Source organism: Dietzia sp. CH92, from assembly GCF_032248695.1.
Taxonomy (GTDB): domain Bacteria; phylum Actinomycetota; class Actinomycetes; order Mycobacteriales; family Mycobacteriaceae; genus Dietzia.
The window spans coordinates 184,860-203,072 of record NZ_JAVHXC010000005.1 but is presented as its reverse complement, the minus strand read 5'-3'; the positions used below and the strand labels follow the sequence as shown (position 1 = coordinate 203,072).

14 protein-coding genes and 2 tRNA genes are annotated in these 18,213 nt (G+C 71.8%); 8 read left to right on the top strand and 8 right to left on the bottom strand.

Annotated elements, in window-relative coordinates; translation table 11 throughout:
• Positions 1-141: 141 nt before the first annotated feature.
• The 7 genes from benA (at position 142) to RWK90_RS12165 (ending at position 10,895) form a co-directional block, all read left to right on the top strand.
• Positions 142-1,575, top strand: coding sequence for a benzoate 1,2-dioxygenase large subunit (gene benA, locus RWK90_RS12195; RefSeq protein WP_314037892.1), 1,434 nt, complete (start codon positions 142-144; stop codon positions 1,573-1,575).
• A gap of 44 nt (positions 1,576-1,619) precedes the next feature.
• Positions 1,620-2,129 (top strand): benzoate 1,2-dioxygenase small subunit, encoded by a 510-nt coding sequence (gene benB / locus RWK90_RS12190; protein ID WP_314037891.1) that lies wholly within the window; start codon positions 1,620-1,622, stop codon positions 2,127-2,129.
• A gap of 91 nt (positions 2,130-2,220) precedes the next feature.
• A complete protein-coding gene (gene benC, locus RWK90_RS12185) occupies positions 2,221-4,269 on the top strand; it encodes a benzoate 1,2-dioxygenase electron transfer component BenC (protein WP_314037890.1) in 2,049 nt (682 codons plus the stop codon).
• A complete protein-coding gene (locus tag RWK90_RS12180) occupies positions 4,266-5,099 on the top strand; it encodes a 1,6-dihydroxycyclohexa-2,4-diene-1-carboxylate dehydrogenase (RefSeq protein WP_314037889.1) in 834 nt (277 codons plus the stop codon). Before benC ends, RWK90_RS12180 begins: the two co-directional genes overlap by 4 nt.
• A 285-nt stretch (positions 5,100-5,384) precedes the next feature.
• Entirely contained in the window at positions 5,385-6,788 is a 1,404-nt protein-coding gene (locus RWK90_RS12175; protein WP_396230336.1) for an MFS transporter, read from the top strand.
• Between the two features lie 4 nt (positions 6,789-6,792).
• Positions 6,793-9,660 (top strand): LuxR C-terminal-related transcriptional regulator, encoded by a 2,868-nt coding sequence (locus RWK90_RS12170; RefSeq protein WP_314037888.1) that lies wholly within the window; start codon positions 6,793-6,795, stop codon positions 9,658-9,660.
• Entirely contained in the window at positions 9,657-10,895 is a 1,239-nt protein-coding gene (locus tag RWK90_RS12165; protein WP_314037887.1) for a benzoate/H(+) symporter BenE family transporter, read from the top strand. The genes RWK90_RS12170 and RWK90_RS12165 overlap by 4 nt, the downstream gene beginning before the upstream one ends.
• Before the next feature lie 93 nt (positions 10,896-10,988).
• Here RWK90_RS12165 and clpX read toward each other — a convergent pair whose 3' ends face one another.
• The 5 genes from clpX to RWK90_RS12140 form a co-directional block, all read right to left on the bottom strand.
• The gene (clpX, locus tag RWK90_RS12160; RefSeq protein ID WP_314037886.1) at positions 10,989-12,257 is read right to left on the bottom strand and encodes an ATP-dependent Clp protease ATP-binding subunit ClpX; all 1,269 of its coding nucleotides are present in this window, start codon (positions 12,255-12,257) and stop codon (positions 10,989-10,991) included.
• Between the two features lie 146 nt (positions 12,258-12,403).
• The gene (locus RWK90_RS12155; protein ID WP_314037885.1) at positions 12,404-13,027 is read right to left on the bottom strand and encodes an ATP-dependent Clp protease proteolytic subunit; all 624 of its coding nucleotides are present in this window, start codon (positions 13,025-13,027) and stop codon (positions 12,404-12,406) included.
• Between the two features lie 68 nt (positions 13,028-13,095).
• Positions 13,096-13,737, bottom strand: coding sequence for an ATP-dependent Clp protease proteolytic subunit (locus tag RWK90_RS12150; RefSeq protein ID WP_314037997.1), 642 nt, complete (start codon positions 13,735-13,737; stop codon positions 13,096-13,098).
• A 253-nt stretch (positions 13,738-13,990) separates the two neighbouring features.
• Positions 13,991-15,415: a trigger factor gene (gene tig, locus RWK90_RS12145; protein WP_314037884.1), complete on the bottom strand. Its 1,425-nt coding sequence runs from the start codon at positions 15,413-15,415 to the stop codon at positions 13,991-13,993.
• Between the two features lie 50 nt (positions 15,416-15,465).
• Positions 15,466-15,542: transfer RNA gene (locus RWK90_RS12140), tRNA-Pro, on the bottom strand.
• A 203-nt stretch (positions 15,543-15,745) separates the two neighbouring features.
• Between RWK90_RS12140 and RWK90_RS12135 the strand changes: the two genes are divergently transcribed.
• Positions 15,746-15,819, top strand: a tRNA-Gly gene (locus RWK90_RS12135).
• Positions 15,820-16,124: 305 nt separating this feature from the next.
• Here the strand turns inward: RWK90_RS12135 and RWK90_RS12130 are convergent.
• The 3 genes from RWK90_RS12130 to RWK90_RS12120 are packed head-to-tail and all read right to left on the bottom strand — an operon-like array spanning position 16,125 to position 18,114.
• The gene (locus RWK90_RS12130; RefSeq protein WP_314037883.1) at positions 16,125-16,961 is read right to left on the bottom strand and encodes a DNA-formamidopyrimidine glycosylase family protein; all 837 of its coding nucleotides are present in this window, start codon (positions 16,959-16,961) and stop codon (positions 16,125-16,127) included.
• Positions 16,962-16,969: 8 nt separating this feature from the next.
• Complete coding sequence (locus tag RWK90_RS12125; RefSeq protein WP_314037882.1) at positions 16,970-17,443, bottom strand: ribose-5-phosphate isomerase; 474 nt, start codon at positions 17,441-17,443, stop codon at positions 16,970-16,972.
• A gap of 44 nt (positions 17,444-17,487) precedes the next feature.
• Positions 17,488-18,114, bottom strand: a complete 627-nt coding sequence (locus RWK90_RS12120; RefSeq protein ID WP_314037881.1) for a DsbA family protein — start codon at positions 18,112-18,114, stop codon at positions 17,488-17,490.
• Between the last annotated feature and the right edge of the window lie 99 nt (positions 18,115-18,213).

Genomic DNA, 18,213 nt, shown 5'->3' with positions numbered 1-18,213 from the left:
CGCGTTCGCATCGCGAACACCCTGCACCTAGGTATGACTAGGAGGTGCCCTAGTGTGATCGACCACACAGCCTGGCACCGTGGAGTCACACCGGAAGGAGGCCGCACTGCGGCCGGAACCGACCCACGCTAGGAGCCCTCGATGTCAGATCGACTCGACCACGTCCAGGCCACCCTCGAGACCGCGCTCGAGGACCGCCCCGAGGACGGCATCATCCGCGCCAACCGCCGCATCTTCACCGACGAGGAGATCTTCGAACTCGAGATGAAGCACATCTTCGAGGGCAACTGGGTCTACCTGGCCCACGAGAGCCAGATCCCCGAGGTCGGCGACTACTTCACCACCGACATCGGACGTCAGCCGGTCGTGATCACCCGCGGCAAGGACGGGCAGCTCAACTGCCTCATCAACGCGTGCTCGCACCGCGGCGCGATGCTGTGCCGTCGCAAGACCGACAACCGCACCACCCTGACCTGCCCGTTCCACGGGTGGACGTTCTCCAACTCCGGGGAGCTGCTCAAGGTCAAGGACCCCCGCGACGCCGGGTACCCGGAGCAGTTCAACACCAACGGCTCCCACGACCTCCGCCGCGTCGCACGCTTCGAGAGCTACCGCGGCTTCCTGTTCGGCAGCCTCAACCCGGACGTCCTGCCGCTCGCCGAGCACCTCGGTGACAGCCGCACGATCATCGACATGCTGGTCGACCAGTCCCCGGAGGGGCTCGAGGTGCTGCGCGGGTCGTCCACGTACACCTATGACGGCAACTGGAAGCTGCAGGCCGAGAACGGTGCCGACGGCTACCACGTGTCGGCCACCCACTGGAACTACGCGGCCACCACCGCGCGCCGGGGTTCGGGCGAGTCCAAGAACGAGACCAAGGCGATGGACGCCGGCACCTGGGGCAAGCAGGGCGGCGGGTACTGGTCCTTCGACCACGGCCACCTGCTGCTGTGGATGTGGTGGGGCAACCCCGAGGACCGGCCGCTGTGGGAGCGCCGCCAGGAGCTCGCCGACCAGATCGGCGAGAAGAAGGCCGAGTTCATGGTGGGCGCCTCGCGCAACCTGTGCCTGTACCCGAACGTCTACCTCATGGATCAGTTCTCCTCCCAGATCCGGCACTTCAAGCCGATCTCCGTGGACAAGACCGAGGTCACGATCTACTGCATCGCCCCCAAGGGCGAGAGCGCCGAGGCGCGGGCGGCCCGCATCCGCCAGTACGAGGACTTCTTCAACGCCACCGGCATGGCGACCCCGGACGACCTCGAGGAGTTCCGCTCCTGCCAGAAGACCTACCTCGCCGACGCCGCGCCGTGGAACGACATGACCCGCGGCACCACCCACCAGCTCAACGGCCCGGACGAGACCGCCCGCGGCCTGGGCATGGAGAACGTCCTGTCCTCCGGGGCGAAGACCGAGGACGAGGGCCTGTACCCCGTCCAGCACGCCTACTGGGTGGAGACCATGCAGCGCGCGCTCGAGGCGGAGAGGGCCGCACGTGAGGCCGACGAGCGTGCCGTCCGCGAGGACGCGGCCGACCGCACGCCGCAGCCCGCGACGGTCTCGACCGACGCCTGAGACGCCCGCAGTCCGAACCCTCCCGCCCCACGAAAGGCCTGATCATGACCGCACCCGCCGTGGCGTCGATCTCAGTCGACGAGATCTCCGCTTTCCTGTTCCGCGAGGCACGCCTGCTCGACGACCGTCAGTTCGAGCAGTGGATCGAGTGCTACCGCGAGGACGCGATGTACTGGATGCCCGCCTGGGATGACGACGGCGAGCTCACCACCGACCCCTACTCGGAGATCTCGCTGATCTTTTACCCGAACCGGGCCGGGATCGAGGACCGGGTGTTCCGCATCCGGACCGACCGCTCGTCCGCCACGTCGCTGCCCGAGCCGCGCACCAATCACCTCATCAGCAATGTCGAGGTACTGGACCGCCGTCCCGGCGAGGTCGATATCCGGTTCAACTGGCTGTCCTCCTACTACCGCTACAAGACGACCGACCAGTACTTCGGCACGTCCTTCTACACCCTCGACGTCACCGGTGAGTCGCCGCTGATCACCTACAAGAAGGTGGTCCTGAAGAACGACTACATCCACCACATCGTGGACGTCTACATGGTGTGACACCACACCGCGCCGGCGCCCCCGACGGGGCGCCGGCACCCACCCGGTCGCCGTGCGCGGCCGACACCGCCAGCGACCAGGAGTGAACCCCATGAGCTATCAGGTGGCCCTGAGCTTCGAGGACGGCGTGACGCGTTTCGTCACCTGCGGTCCTATGGAGACCGTCGCCGACGCCTCGTACAAGGCCCGGATCAACATCCCCCTCGACTGCCGGGACGGCGCGTGCGGGACGTGCAAGTCCCTGTGCGAGTCCGGAGAGTACGACGGCGGCGACTACATCGACGACGCGCTCACCGACGCCGAGGCCGAGGCCGGCTACTGCCTGCCGTGTCAGATGGTGCCGCGTTCCGACCTGGTCCTGCAGATCCCCACGACGTCGGACGTCGCCAAGACGACCGCGGCCGCGCACCCCGCCACCGTGACGGCCGTCGAGCGGCTGGCGGAGGGCGCGTTCGCGCTCACGGTGGAGCTGGACGACCGCGACGCGCTGGCGTTCCTGCCCGGCCAGTACGTCAACATCGCCGTCCCCGGCACCGACCAGACCCGGTCCTACTCGTTCTCCACCGGTGCCTCCTCGACGCACCTGTCGTTCCTCATCAAGTACGCGGCCGGCGGCGCCATGTCCGAGTACCTCGCCCAGCGCTGCGCTGTCGGCGACCGGCTCGAACTGACGGGCCCCATGGGCAGCTTCTTCCTGCGCGAGTCCACGCGACCGCTCCTGCTGCTCGCGGGTGGCACCGGGCTCGCACCGGTGCTGTCGATCCTCGAGACGCTCGCCGCGGCCGGCACGACCGACCGCCCGATCCACCTCATCTACGGCACCTCGTTCGACACCGACGTCGTGTACACCGACCTGCTCGACGAGTACACCACCCGCATCCCCGGCATGACCTGGGATCTCGTGGTGGCCGACCCGGACACCGTCCACCCCAACTCCGGGTACGTCACCGGCCTCATCACCCCGGAGCACCTGCACGACGGCACCGCCGACATCTACCTGTGCGGCCCCCCGCCGATGGTGGAGGCCGTGCGCGGGTTCCTGGACGACGAGGGCCTGCAGGTCACGCACTTCTACTACGAGAAGTTCACCCCGGCCGCCGCGGCGCCCGCCCCGTCCGCCCCCGCGGAGACGGGCCCCGACCCGGCGCAGCCGGTGGAGGAGGGCTCCCTCGTCGTCGACACCGCCACCCCCGCACCGTCCGCGGACGGTGACGGTGACGAGGCCGCGGCGCCCGTCCCCGAGGACACCGCCGACGTCGCCCCCGCCGCGGCGCCCGCAACGACCCCCGCCGCGCGCGTCGCCCCCGTGACCCCCCTCCTCGCCCGCTCGCCGGGCGAGCCGGTGCCCCCGATCGAGGCCCGGCCCGTCGGTTACGTCCCGCCCGCCCCGGGCGGTCACCCGGCGCCCGCGGCCGCCGCGGCCGGGCCGCAGGCCCCCATCGCCGCCCGCCCGGTCGGCTACACCCCGCCCGCGCCCGGACTCTCCACCGCACCGGTCGCCGCGGCCGAGCCGGAGGCGCCCATCGCCGCCCGACCCGTCGGCTACACCCCGCCCCGGGTCACGCTCCGCCCCTCCTCCGGGGCGGGCGCCGCGCAGACCGCCACGACCATCTCGCTGGCCCGCGGCGACCGGTCCGAGACCATCACCTCGGCGCCCGGCGTCGTCAGCGGCGAGGTCCATCCCGCGATCGGCCACTCCGACGCCCAGTTCGACGCCCGCATGGCGCTCGAACTCGGCGTCATCGAGCTGACCATGGGCCGCCTCGACGCCGCGCGCCTGGCCGAGTTCCGGATGCTCGCCGAGTCGGCGAACCAGTACATCGAGGGCGACCACTTCCTCGACCCCGAGCGGTTCACCGCCGCGAACGCCCAGTTCCACGAGTTCCTGTTCCGCTGCACGGGCAACGACTCGCTGCTGCAGGCCTACCGCATGCTGGAGGTGACCCAGGTGATGAACAGCGTCCTGCCCGACGCCCGCTGGGTGTCCGAGGAGATCGTCCCCGAGCACCTGGAGATCGTCACGGCGTTCGAGACGGTCGACCGGGACGCGGCGCGGTACCTCATCCGCCGCCACACCGAGCACGCCAAGGCCACCATGCGCACGGCGCTGGCCGAGCAGACCGCGGAGGCGGCGTCGTGAGCGCGCCCGTCGGCGAGTACGACCCCACTCCCCCCGTGATCGCCCCGGGCCGGTTCGCCGGGCGGTCGGTGCTCATCACCGGCGCCGTCCAGGGCATCGGCCGAGCGGTGGCCGATCGGGTGGTCCGCGAGGGCGGGCTGGTCACCGTGGTCGACCGCGCCGACCTCATCACCGGGGTCGCCGAGGAACTGACCGCCGTGTCGCCCGACGGCCATCGCGTGGTGCCCGCCCGAGCTGACCTCGAGACCTTCGAGGGCGCGCAGGCCGCCGCGGAGGCCGCGCTCGGGGCGCACGGCCGGATCGACACGCTCATCAACAACGTCGGCGGCACCATCTGGGCCCGGCCGTACCAGGAGTACGCCCCGGAGCAGATCGAGGCGGAGATCCGCCGGTCGCTCTTCCCGACCCTGTGGATGTGCCGCGCGGTCCTGCCGACGATGGTCTCCGCGGGCGCGGGCACGATCGTCAACGTCTCGTCCGTCGCGACGCGCGGGGTCAACCGGGTCCCGTACGCCGCGTCCAAGGGCGGTGTCAACGGCCTGACCTCGGCGCTGGCCCTGGAGGCCGCGCCCCACGGGGTCCGTGTGGTGGCCACCGCCCCCGGCGGGACCCTGGCCCCCGAGCGCAAGATCTCCCGCGGCGGCGACGCCCGCACCGAGCAGGAGAAGGCCTGGTACTCCCAGATCGTCGAGCAGACCGTCGACTCCACGGTGATGGGCCGCTACGGCACCCTCCACGAGCAGGCCGCGCCGATCTGCTTCCTCGCCTCGGACGAGGCCTCCTACATCACCGGATCGGTGCTCCCGGTCGCCGGTGGCGACCAGGGCTGACCGGCCCGTTCCCCCTCCCGAGCCGGGCGGCCCTCCCGCCCGGCCCGGCCCTCCCGACCGTTCCACGCGACCGGTCCGGTCCCCGGCGACCGGACCCCGCGACCGACCCCTTCCACCGGCACCCCGCCACCACCTGAACGGAGCCCTCCCGTGTCCCAGAGCACTCCCGTGCCCTCCAGCCGCCCGGTGCCCTCGAGCCCGCCCCCGGGCGGCGGCACCCCCTCCGACGTGTGGGAATCCCCCGCACACCGCCGGACCGTCTACGGCGTCCTCGCCGTGGTCGCGATGGCCATCCTGTTCGACGGCTACGACCTCGTGGTCTACGGCGCGGTCCTGCCCGCGCTCATGGCCGACCCCTCCCAGATCGGCGCCCTCGGCGCGGCGCAGGCCGGCGCGCTCGGCTCGTACGCCCTCGTCGGCGTGATGATCGGTGCCCTGAGCGCGGGCGCCGTGGGTGACCGGATCGGGCGCCGACGGATCATGCTCGGCGCGATCGCGTGGTTCTCCATCGGCATGGCCGCCACCGCGTTCGCCCGGGACATCACGACGTTCGGCGTCCTGCGCCTGCTCACCGGCCTGGGGATCGGGGCCATCGTCGCCACGGCCGGCGCGATCATCGCCGAGTTCGCCCCGGCGGGCCGCCGCAACCTGTTCAACGCCGTGGTCTACAGCGGGATCCCCGCGGGCGGCGTCCTCGCCTCCGCGCTCGCGATGGCCCTGCGGGACCACATCGGGTGGCGCGGCCTGTTCCTCATCGGCGCCCTGCCGCTGGTGTTGATCCTGCCGTACGCGTGGTTCGCGCTGCCCGAGTCGCCGCGCTGGCTGGCCTCGCGCGGCCGGACCCGGCGCGCGGCCCTGATCTGCGAGGCCACGGGCCTGCCAGCGGAGATGGCGCGGACCGAGGGCGTGCCCCCCACCGCGGGCACGTCGACGGAGAAGGGCGACGACGACGAGGCGCGCTACCGCACCGGCTTCGCCGCCCTGCTGTCGCCCCGCTACCGCCTGGGCACGGCGCTGCTGGGCTTCATGAGCTTCGCCGGGCTCCTGCTGACGTACGGCCTCAACACCTGGTTGCCCACGATCATGGAGAACTACGGGATCGACGCCAAGAGCTCGCTGGGATTCCTGCTGGTGCTCAACGGCGGTGCGATCGTCGGTGGCCTGGCCGCGTCCTGGCTCGCCGACCGGCACGGGCCGCGCGTGATCGTCGCCTGCTCGTTCGTCCTGGCGACGCTGGCGCTGGTCGCCATCACCCTTTCCCCGCCGCTCGCGCTGGTGGTGGCGCTGGTCGCCGCCGCGGGCATGGGCACCATCGGCACCCAGGTCCTGCTGTACGGCTTCGTGTCGAACTACTACGAGACCGGCGCCCGCGCGGCGGGCGTGGCGTGGTGCGCGGGCTTCGGTCGCCTGGGCGGGATCCTCGGCCCGGTCATCGGCGGCTTCCTCGTGGCGGCCGGCCTGGAGGCCGACACGTCCTTCCTGGTGTTCGGCGGGATCGCCCTCGCCGGCGCCGCGCTGACGCTGGCCGTGCCCCGCTCACCCGGACTGCCCGAACCCACCCGGACCGCGGCGCCCGCGGCCCCGCTCGGGTTCGAACCGGACGCCGACGCCGCCCCGCCGGCGGGCGTGGGTACCGGGGCGGGCCCCGTCGACGGGACCGTCTCCCCCGCCCGGACGGATCTACGCTGACCGCATGACCTTCGCCCATCCGGTTCCCCGTTACGGTCACCACCGCGCCGCGGATCGCCTCCACGCGATCCACGGCGCGGTGGTGGGCAAGCGGTCCTCGATCGTCCTGGTCACCGCGGCCGACGGGGGTGGCAAGAGCCACCTCGTCGACTCCGTCGTCGCCGAACTGTCCGGCGTGACGTCCGTGCTGGTCCGGGCGTTGCCGTGGGAGAAGGACGCCCGGTGGGTCGTGGCCGCGCGGGTGCTCGAACGCCTACCCCGTCCCGAGAACGAGCCCGCCCGCCGGCCCGCCCCTGAGGGGTCCGAGGTGGCCGGGGTGGCCAGGGGGGCCGAGGTGGCCGGGGTCGCCGAGATGGCGCATCCGGGCGAGGAGGACGGGGGCCGGGTCCTGGTCGAGGCGCTCGCCCTCGCACTGGTCTCGGCCGGTCCGGGGGCCGTCGTGGTGGTCGACGACGCCGAGTACGCCGACCCCGCCTCCCTGAGGGGCCTCGCCTCGGCGCTCGAGGCCGCCGCCGGGGCCTCCGTCATGCTGGTGCTCACCCTGGGCAGCCCCGCGCAGGGACCGTCGGCGGAACTGTGCTCCGCACTCGCGCGGGAGACCGTGCGCCTGGGTGCGCTCGACCAGTCCGAGATCCGCACGCTCGTAGCCACCCGGACCGGCCGCGAGCCGTCCGCCGCCGCGGCCCGACGTCTCCTCGACTACACGGGAGGCGAGGCCGGCGCCGTCGCGACGGTCGCCGACGAGGCCCCCGACTCCTGGTGGAACGCCCCCTTCTCCGTCCCGCCGCTGCCCGCCTCCGTGGAGCGCGAGATCGGCGCCCTGCTGGACGGCATGGACCCCGGTCACCGCGCGGTGATCGAGGCCGCCGCCGTCCTGTCACCCCCCGTCAACTACGACGCACTGGCCGCCCTGCTCGCGGCACGGTCCCGCGCCACGGTCTCGCCCGGGGTCATCGCGGCCGCCCTCGACGTGGCCCACGGTGCCGACCTGGTCCGCGTCGAGCTCGAGCCCGGCGCGGCCAGCGTGCGGTTCCGCTCCCCGCTCCTGAGGTCCGCGGTGCTGCGCGGCGTCCCGCCCAGCCAACTCCTCCGCATGCACGCCCTGGCCGCCCGGATCGCCGACGACGCCGGGAACCTCGACGCCGCGCTCGACCACCGCGCCTCCGCGTCGATCGGGCCGGATTCGGAGCTGTCCGAGACCCTGCGGGCCCGCGCCCTCATGCACGCCCGCGCCGGACGGTGGAGCGCGGCCGGGCACGCCTACCTCACCGCCGCCGCACTCACGCCGGACGTGGGGCGCACCCGCGACCTGCAGATCGACGGGGTCGACGCCCTCCTCAACGCCGGCCGGATCAGCGAGGCGAGGTCTCTGGCGCAGAGCCTGGAGCGCGTGCGGTCCGACCCCCGCCGGGACGCCGTGCTCGGCTCCCTGGCCCTCCACCTGGGCCACGCCGGCGAGGCGCAGGTCCTGCTCGACCGTGCGCTCGCCGCCCGCGAGGACCCCGCCTCCGGCGCCCCGGTCTCGGACCCGGTGAGCCTGGCCCAGAAGTTCGTCGTGCACTCCCTGTGCCAGTGGCGCCCCGGCCGCATCCGCCACTGGGCCACCGTGGTCACCGGCAGCGGACGCCCCGATCAGCCCGAGGTCGAGGAGGCCCGGGCGATCGAGACGCTGGGCCGCGCCATCGAGGACGGGGCCGACGCCACGCCGCCCGTCGAGGAGCGGCTCGCGGGCCTGGCCCCCGCGGTCGCGCAACGGTTCGAGATGGCGTCGGGCTGGATCGCGCTGGCCCGCGACGACCTCGAGACCGCCCGGCGCCACCTGGGCTCGGCCGTCCCCACCGCCGACGTCTCCGGCTCCGCCCGCATCTCCATCTGGGCCCAGGCCTGGCTCGCCCGGACCCTCCTGCTGCGCGGCGACTGGGACGACGCCCTCCGCGTGGTGGACACCGCCGCCCGCCGGGTCGACGACCTCGAACTGGACCTGCTGGCCCCGGTGGTGCACTGGCCCGGCGCCGTGATCCGCTCGATGCGCGGCGACCACCTCGGCGCCGCCGCGCACCTGCGGAACCTCACCACCAGCGCCGACGCGTACCCCGTCCAGGTCATCCCGTCGGCGATGGCCCGGATGCAGGTCGCGGCCGCCACCGGCGACTACACCTCGGTCCGGCTCGCCGCCGAACCCCTCGTCGCCCTTGCCGCCCGGATCGACATCGACCAACCGGGCTACTGGCCGTGGCACGACCTCTACGCCCACGCGCTGGTGCTGGCGGGCCGACTCGACGAGGCCGAGACGCTCATCGGACCCGCCGAGTCCCGCGCCGAGCGGCAGGGCCACCGCTCCACGCTCGCCCGCCTCGGCGCCGTCCGCGCCCGCATCGCCGCCGTCCGCGGTGACGTCGACGAGTGCAACCGGATCTTCCGTCGCAGCCTCGACCAGCTCGACGGACTCGCCATGCCCTACTACTCCGCGCGCATGCACTTCGGCTACGGGCAGACCCTCCGCCGCGCCGGCCGCCGCCGCGAGGCACACCTCGCCCTCGGCACCGCCCGCGACATCTACGAACAGCTCGGTGCCCGCGCCTACGTGGAACGCTGCGAACGCGAACGCCGCGCGGGCGGCGTGGACGTCGCCCGCACCGGCGGCAACAGCACCCTCACCCCCCAGGAGAGCGCCGTCGCCACCCTCGTCGCCGCCGGCCGCACCAACGCCCAGGCCGCCGAGGAACTCTTCCTGTCCGTCAAGACCGTCCAGTACCACCTCACGCGCATCTACTCGAAGCTCGGGGTCCGGGGCCGCACCGAACTCGCGGCCTACGTCTCCCGCAACACCGAGCTGTTCGAGACCGCCACCGATCCGACTGGAGAACTGTGACCGCCGACCCCACGACGACCGCCGCCCCCGCGGCCTCCGTCACCGCCGGGCGCCCCTCGCCCCGCCGGGTGCTCACCGACCTCGGCCCCCGCGAGTTCGCCAACGCCCTCATCGCCCTGGTCTTCTCCGCGACCGGCCCCGTCGCCGTCATCCTCACCGCCGGGAGCCAGGGCGATCTCTCCCCCGCGCAGCTGTCCTCGTGGATCTTCGGCGTCTTCTTCGCCAACGGCCTGCTCACCATCGGCATGAGCTGGATGTTCCGCACCCCGCTGGCCTTCTTCTGGACGATCCCCGGCACCGTCATCGTCGGCAACTCCCTCGCCCACCTGCGATGGTCCGAGGTGCTGGGGGCGTACGTCGCCACGGGCGTCGTGATCCTGCTGGTCGGACTGACCGGCCTGGCCCGCCGGCTCATGGACTGGATCCCCATGCCCGTCATCATGGCGATGGTCGCCGGGGTCTTCCTCCAGTTCGGACTCGATCTGGTGTCCTCCGTCTGGTCGTCCGCCGCCGTCGCCCTCCCGATGGCGATCGTCTTCGTCGTCGTCGGCTCCGTCCCCCGACTCGCCCGGGTCGTGCCGCCGATCCTCGCCGCCATGCTCGTGGGGATCGTCGCGGTCGTCGCCACCGGCGGCCTGTCCCGGGGGATCCTCGACGACGGTCTCATCGCCGCACCCATGCTGCAGGCGCCCGAGTTCACCCTGCGCGCCATGACCGAGCTCGTGGTCCCGCTGGCCATCACCGTGCTCGTCGTGCAGAACGGGCAGGGCATCGCCGTGCTACGCGCCAAGGGGCACCACCCGCCCGTCTCCGCCTGCGCCGTCGCCTGCGGACTCTGGTCGCTGCTCGTGTCCGCCATCGGCGCGGTCTCGACCTGCCTGACCGGCCCCACCAACGCACTGATCGTCTCCTCCGGCGACCGCGACCGCCACTACGCCGCCGCCATCACCAACGGTGCCCTCGCCCTGGTCGTGGGCGTGCTCTCCCCCGCCTTCGTCGGCCTGATCCTGGGCACCCCCGCGGCGTTCATCGCCGCCCTCGGCGGGCTGGCGATGCTCGCACCACTGCAGTCGGCGTTCGTCACGGCGTTCCGCACCGACCGCGCCCTCGGCCCGCTCGTGTGCCTGCTCGTCACCGTCGCCGACGTGTCCCTGCTGGGGATCTCCGCGCCGTTCTGGGGCATCGTGCTCGGCATGGCCGTCTCCGCCCTCCTCGAGCGGCGGGTCATGAGCTGACCCCGCGGCGAGACACGAGACGGCCCCCGCCGTGTGGCGGGGGCCGTCTCGTGTCCGTGGTGGCGCGGCCGACCGGTGGCCGGCTCCGTCAGCTCACGCCGAGCGCTCGCGGGGCTCCTCCTCGGAGACCGGCACGATCGTCGGCAGGACGTTGTCGCGCACCGTCTCGCCTGTGACGACCACACGGGCGACGTCGTCGCGGCCCGGGATGTCGTACATCACCGGCAGGAGCACCTCCTCCATGATCGCGCGGAGGCCGCGGGCGCCGGTGCCGCGCAGGATCGCCTGATCCGCCACGGCCTCGAGCGCGTCCTGCGTGAACTCCAGCTCCACGCCGTCCATCTCGAACAGCTTCGCGTACTGCTTGACCAGGGCGTTCTTCGGCTCGGCGAGGATGTTCACCAGCGCCTCGCGATCCAGGCTGGTCACCGTCGCCACCACCGGCAGACGCCCGATGAACTCGGGGATGAGGCCGAACTTGACCAGGTCCTCCGGCATGACCTCGCTGAAGTTCTCGGTGGTGTCGAGATCGCTCTTGCTGGCCACCTCGGCCCCGAAGCCCAGGCCCTTGCGACCCACGCGGTCGCCCACGATCTTCTCCAGGCCCTGGAAGGCGCCCGCCACGATGAACAACACGTTGGACGTGTCGATCTGGATGAACTCCTGGTGCGGGTGCTTCCGGCCGCCCTGCGGCGGCACCGACGCCTGGGTGCCCTCGAGGATCTTGAGCAGCGCCTGCTGCACGCCTTCCCCGGAGACGTCTCGCGTGATCGACGGGTTCTCGGCCTTGCGGGCGATCTTGTCGACCTCGTCGATGTAGATGATGCCCATCTCGGCGCGCTTGGTGTCGTAGTCCGCGGCCTGGATGAGCTTGAGCAGGATGTTCTCCACGTCCTCGCCCACGTAGCCGGCCTCGGTCAGCGCCGTGGCGTCCGCGATCGCGAACGGGACGTTGAGCATCTTCGCCAGCGTCTGCGCGAGGTAGGTCTTGCCGCAGCCGGTGGGGCCCAGCATGAGGATGTTGGACTTGGCCAGCTCGACACCGTCGCCACGCCCGAGCGCCGCGCCCACGCGGATGCGCTTGTAGTGGTTGTACACGGCCACCGCCAGATTGCGCTTGGCCGCGTCCTGACCCACCACGTACTCGTCGAGGAACGCGTGGATCTCGGCCGGCTTGGGCAGTTCGTCCAGGCCCGCCTCCGGCGAGTCGTCGACCTCGGACTCGATGATCTCGTTACACAGCTCGATGCACTCGTCGCAGATGTAGACCCCGGGACCGGCGATCAGCTTCTTGACCTGCTTCTGGCTCTTCCCACAGAAGGAACACTTCAACAGGTCGCCGCTCTCACCCACACGCGCCATGAGTTCTACGTCCTCGCATTCCGGGGGCGCCGATGTCTCGCCCCGTAGTCGACGGTACGCGGAAGCGGCCCCGAAAGCCGCCCCACGTGATCAGTTCATTGCACCCGACGGCGCGCCGCTCCTGGAAGCGGCGCGCCGCCGCCGCGTCAGTTGCCCGCCGACAGCTTGCGGTAGTCGAACACCGTGTCGATGATGCCGTAATCCTTGGCCTCCTCGGCCGTGAGGATCTTGTCGCGGTCGGTGTCCTTGCGGATCTGCTCGGCGTCGCGGCCGGTGTGCCGGGACAGGGTGGTCTCCATGAGGCGCCGCATGCGCTCGATCTCCGCCGCCTGGATCTCGAGGTCCGAGACCTGGCCCTGGATGCCGCCGGTGGCCGGCTGGTGGATGAGGATGCGGGCGTTGGGCAGCGCGGCCCGCTTGCCCTTCGTGCCCGCCGCCAGCAGGACGGCGGCGGCCGACGCGGCCTGCCCCAGGCACACCGTGACGACGTCCGGGCGCACGTACTGCATGGTGTCGTAGATCGCCATCAGCGACGTGAAGGAGCCACCCGGCGAGTTGATGTACATCGTGATGTCGCGGTCCGGGTCCTGGCCCTCCAGGACCAGCAGCTGGGCCATGATGTCGTTCGCCGAGGCGTCGTCGACCTGGGTGCCCAGGAAGATGATGCGCTCCTCGAAGAGCTTGTTGTACGGGTTGGACTCCTTGACTCCGTAGCTGGAGTGCTCGACGAAGGAGGGCAGGATGTATCGGGAGGTCGGCAGTGAGGTCATCGGTGACTCCGTGGTCGTGTGCGGGGCGGTTCGGTCGGCGGGCGGGAACCCGTGGGAGAAGGGCTCGATCACGACGGTGAGGTCCCGCCGGACTGCGACGCACGCGAGATCACGTGGTCGACAAAGCCGTACTCCTTGGCCTGCTCCGCGGTGAACCAGCGGTCGCGATCGGAGTCCTCGGTGACCTGCTCGAACGTCTGCCCCGTGTGGAAGGCGATGAGCTCCGCCATCTCACGCTTGGTCGCGGCGAACTGCTCCGCCTGGATGGCGATGTCGGCGGCGGAGCCACCGACGCCCGCCGAGGGCTGGTGCATCATGATCTTCGCGTGCGGCAGGGCGAACCGCTTGCCCTTCGCCCCGGCGGCCAACAGGAACTGCCCCATCGACGCGGCCAGACCCATGCCGTACGTGGCGACGTCGCACTCCACGAACTGCATGGTGTCGTAGATGGCCATGCCGGCCGTCACCGAGCCGCCGGGCGAGTTGATGTACATCGCGATGTCGCGGGACGGGTCCTCCGCCGCCAGCAGGAGCATCTGGGCGCAGAGGCGGTTGGCGATATCGTCGTCCACCTGCGAACCCAGGAAGATGATCCGTTCCTGGAGGAGACGCTCGTACACCGAGTCGCCGAGAGTGAGTCCGTGCGACCCCGGCGAGCTGAGGGCGGGCTGCGTCGAACTGGGCTGAGCCGCTGAACCGTTCTGGGCCACGGGGAACCTACCTTCACTCATCGTCTTCACCGCTCGCGCGGCGCCCGACCGACCGGCGGCCGGGGAACCGTTACGCCAACACTAACCAACGCCGACGACGGAACCGTCCCGCCGGGGCGGGTGTTCGCTCTCAGCGTCGGGCGTGGCCGCCGCGGGCCGGCGGCCACCACCTCAGAAGCGACGGGGCCGGGGTCCACGTGTCGTGGTCCCCGGCCCCGTCACGGCCGTCCCGCCGTCGGCGGGCCGGCGTGGGTCAGGCGTCCTCGCCCTTCGCGGCACCGGCGTCGGCGGCCTCGGCCGCGTCATCCTCGGCCGCCTCGACGGCGTCGGTGGCGTCGGTGGCGTCGGTGGCGTCCTCACCGGTTCCGAAGAACTCGGAGGTGTCCACGACGTTGCCCTCAGTGTCCTTGACGGTGACCTGCTGGATCACGTCGGCCAGGGCCTTGGAGCGGCGGACGTCGGAGAACAGCGAGCCGAGCTGGCCGGCCTGCTGGATCTGCTGCACGAACTGGTTGGGGTCCATGCCGTAGCGCTGGGCCTGGAACAGGATGTGCTGCGTGAGCTCCTCCTGAGAGACATCGGTCGAGGCCTTCTCGGCGACGGCGTCCAGCAGGAGCTGGCTGCGGATCGCGCGCGCGGCGGCCTCGCGGGTGTCGGCCTCGAAGGTCTCGCGGTCGAGTCCCTCGGCGGCGAGCATGGTGTTGATCATGTCGTCGTCGTGCGCGGCGTCACCGAAGATCGAGTGCAGCTGCTGGTGCGCCTCGTTCTCGACGATGCTCTCGGGGGTCGGGACGTCGGCGGCCTCGAGCAGGGCGTCGAGGACCTTGTCGCGGATCTCCCCGGCCAGGCCGGCCTTGGCCTGCTGGGCGACCTTCTCGGTCAGGTCGGCGCGCAGCTCCTCGAGGGTGTCGAACTCGCTGGCCATCTGCGCGAACTCGTCGTCGGCCTCCGGCAGCTCACGCTCCTTGACGGACTGCACGGTGACGGTGATGACCGCCTCCTTGCCGGCGTGCTCGCCGGCGACGAGCGAGGAGGTGAACTCCTTCGACTCGCCGGCCTTGAGGCCCGTGACGGCCTCGTCGAGACCGTCGATGAGGGTGCCCGAGCCGAGCTCGTAGGACAGGCCCTCGGTGGAGGCGTCCTCGACCGGCTCGCCGTCGACGGTCGCCGCCAGGTCCACGGACAGGAAGTCGCCCTCCGTGGCGCCACGCTCGACACCCTTGAGGGTGCCGAAGCGGGCACGGAGGTTGTCGAGCTCCGCGTCGACGGCGGCGTCATCGGTCTCGGGCGCCTCGACGGTGACCTCGAGCTCCTCGAACTTCGGCAGTTCGATCTCCGGGCGCACGTCGACCTCGGCCGTGAACTCCACGACGTCGTTGTCCTCGAGCTTGGTGACCTCGATCTCGGGCTGCGTGAGGACCACGAGCTCGTGCTCGTCGACGGCCTGGCTGTAGCGCGAGGGGATCATGTCGTTGATGACCTGCTCGAGGACGGCCGGGCGACCGATCCGCGACTCGAGGAGCTTGGCCGGGGCCTTACCGGGGCGGAAGCCCGGGATGCTGACCTGGCCGGCGAGCGACTTGTAGGCCTTGGCGAAGTCCGGCTCGAGCTCGGCGAACGGCACCTCCACGGTGATCTTGACCCGGGTCGGGTTGAGCTGCTCGACAGTGCTCTTCACGGTGATGTTCTCCTAGGAAGTCTTCTGGGGTTCGTGTCTTTCGGCTCCGCTGGTCGGGATGACAGGATTCGAACCTGCGACCCTCCGCTCCCAAAGCGGATGCGCTACCAAGCTGCGCCACATCCCGGTGGGTCGCGCGGCCGACCACCCCGCTGTCTCGCACGGGAAATCCGCCGGGCCGCCAAACCAACTCGCCCAGTGTACGACAGGCCCATCCCGCCGCCGATTCCGACTTCTCGGCCCGGGAGTTGGGGACGCCGCGCGGCGTCCGGTAGTGTTATCTCCGCGTGAGCGGGACCGGGACAATAATCCCAGGTCAAGCCCACTGACGCGGGTGTAGCTTAATGGTAAAGCCCCTGCCTTCCAAGCAGGATACGCGGGTTCGATTCCCGTCACCCGCTCCACAGACGGCCACACGGCGTCACCTGCGGGGCATCACCCATCCGGGCGGTGCCCCGCAACCGTTTCCGGGAGGGGCACTTTAGCCCAGACTTTAGCCAACTAGTCCGCGTTCCCCTCGTCGTCGCCGCCGCCACGCAGGCGCCCCCGCGGATGGCGTCTCGCCCGTCTGCATGACCGGCGCGCCCTCAGCCGCCCCTGCCCATGGCGTCTCGCCCCGACCCCGGTACGCGCGAGACGCCATGGTCGCGCGCGGCTGCGCTTCCCGCCGACGGACCCGCCCCGGATCTGCGTCGCCGAGGCCGCCCGGTCAGTGACCGCCCGGCCCCGGCTGGCAGGTGGGACACCAGTACAGCGTCCGCGCCTCCATCGCCTGCGCGCGCACCTCGTCGCCGCACACCCGGCATTCCCAGCCGTCGCGTTGGTAGACGTAGTTGCGCGGCCGGTCGGCGCCCCGCCTCGGTACGTCGCCGTGATCGTGCTCGGGGCGGATGGTGTGGATGGCCCCGGTCTGCACCCCGACCTCCATCAGGGCGACGAGGTCGTCCCACACGGCGTCGAAGTCCGTCCGGTCGAGTTCCCTGCCGGGCAGGAACGGGTCGATCCCGTGCCGGAAGAGCACCTCGGCGCGGTAGACGTTGCCGACTCCGGCCAGGATCTTCTGGTCCATCAGCAGGGCGCCGACCGGCCGGGCGCTGCGCGAGATCCGGCCCCAGGCGCGATCCGGGTCGGCGTGCGGGTCGAGGGGGTCGGGGCCCAGTCGGCCGCGTACGGCGCCGACCTCCGCCTCGGCGATCACCTCGCAGCGGGTCGGTCCACGCAGGTCGACCCAGTGCGCGGGGCCGCCGTCGGCGATCGCGCCCACCCGCATCCGCACCTGACCCACCGGCGCCGGCGGGGCCTCGCCCTCGGTCACGAGGTGCGTGTCGAAGAACCCGTACAGGCCCAGGTGGACGTGCACGGCTAGGCCGCCCTCGTAGTGGTGGAACAGGTGTTTTCCGACCGCCGTGGCGCGGTCGAAGTACCGGCCGTCCACGGCCACGTGGTCCGCGAACCGACCCTGGGGGCTGGACACACGGACGGGCCCGCCTGCGAAGTACTCGGTGTGCAGGCGGGCCAGCCGGTGGAGGGTGTGCCCTTCAGGCACGGTGAGGCTCAGGCCCCGGGGACCGCGGGGGCCTCGCCGGTGCGCTCGTACTCGGCGAGGATGTCGATACGGCGCTGGTGCCGCTCGGCGCCCGACCACTCCTGGTCGAGGAACGCGTCGACGATCGCCAGCGCCTCCTCGCGGGAGTGCATGCGGCCACCGATGCCGATGAGCTGGGCGTTGTTGTGCTCACGCGCCAGCCGTGCGGTCTCCACGCTCCACGCCAGGGCACACCGGGCGCCGGGGACCTTGTTGGCGGCGATCTGCTCGCCGTTGCCGGAGCCGCCCAGGACGATGCCGAGGCTGCCGGGATCGGCGACCACCTTGCGGGCGGCGTCGATGCAGAACGCCGGGTAGTCGTCCTCGGCGTCGTAGGTGTGGGCGCCGCAGTCGACCACCTCGTGCCCGGAGGCCTTCAGGTGCTCGGCGATGGCGTTCTTGGTCTCGAAGCCGGCGTGGTCCGCTCCCAGGTAGATGCGCATGGCGGAGATTCTGCCACGCGGCACCCGCCGCTCACCCCCGGGCGTCAATCGAACTGCGGGGCCTCGGTCCGTGAGCGCTTGAGCTCGAAGAAGTACGGGTAGTCGGCGAGCATCGCGGCGCCGTCGAACACCTTCCCGGCCTCCTCGCCGCGCGGGATGCGGGTCAGGACGGGCCCGAAGAACGCGGTGCCGTCGACGTGCAGGACCGGGGTCCCGACCTCGTCGCCCACCGGGTCCATGCCGCGGTGGTGGGAGGCTCGTAGCTCGTCGTCGTACTCATCGGTCCCGGCCGCGGCGGCGAGGCCGGCGTCCAGGCCGGCCGCCTCGAGCGCCTCGGTGATGACGGTGGGGTCCTCGATACCGCGGCCCTGGTCGTGGATGCGGGTGCCCATCTCGGTGTACAGCGTCCCGAGCACCTCCTGCCCGTGGCGCCGGGCGGCGGCGATCGCCACGCGCACGGGACCCCAGCCGAGCTTCATCTTCTCCATGTACTCCTCGGGCAGGTCGCGGCCGTCGTTGAGCACGGACAGGCTCATGACGTTCCACGTCAGGGAGATGTCGCGGACCTTCTCCACCTCGAGGATCCAGCGGCTGGTGACCCACGCGAAGGGGCACAGCGGATCGAACCAGAAGTCGACGGTACGGGTGGCGGGCTGGGTAGCTGCGGTCATGTCCCCATCCTCCCCGTCCGGCGGGCGCGCCGCCACTGCCGCGTGCGTGACGGACCCGGGTGGTAGGACTGGTGCGGTAGCCGAACCCCACCGAACCGA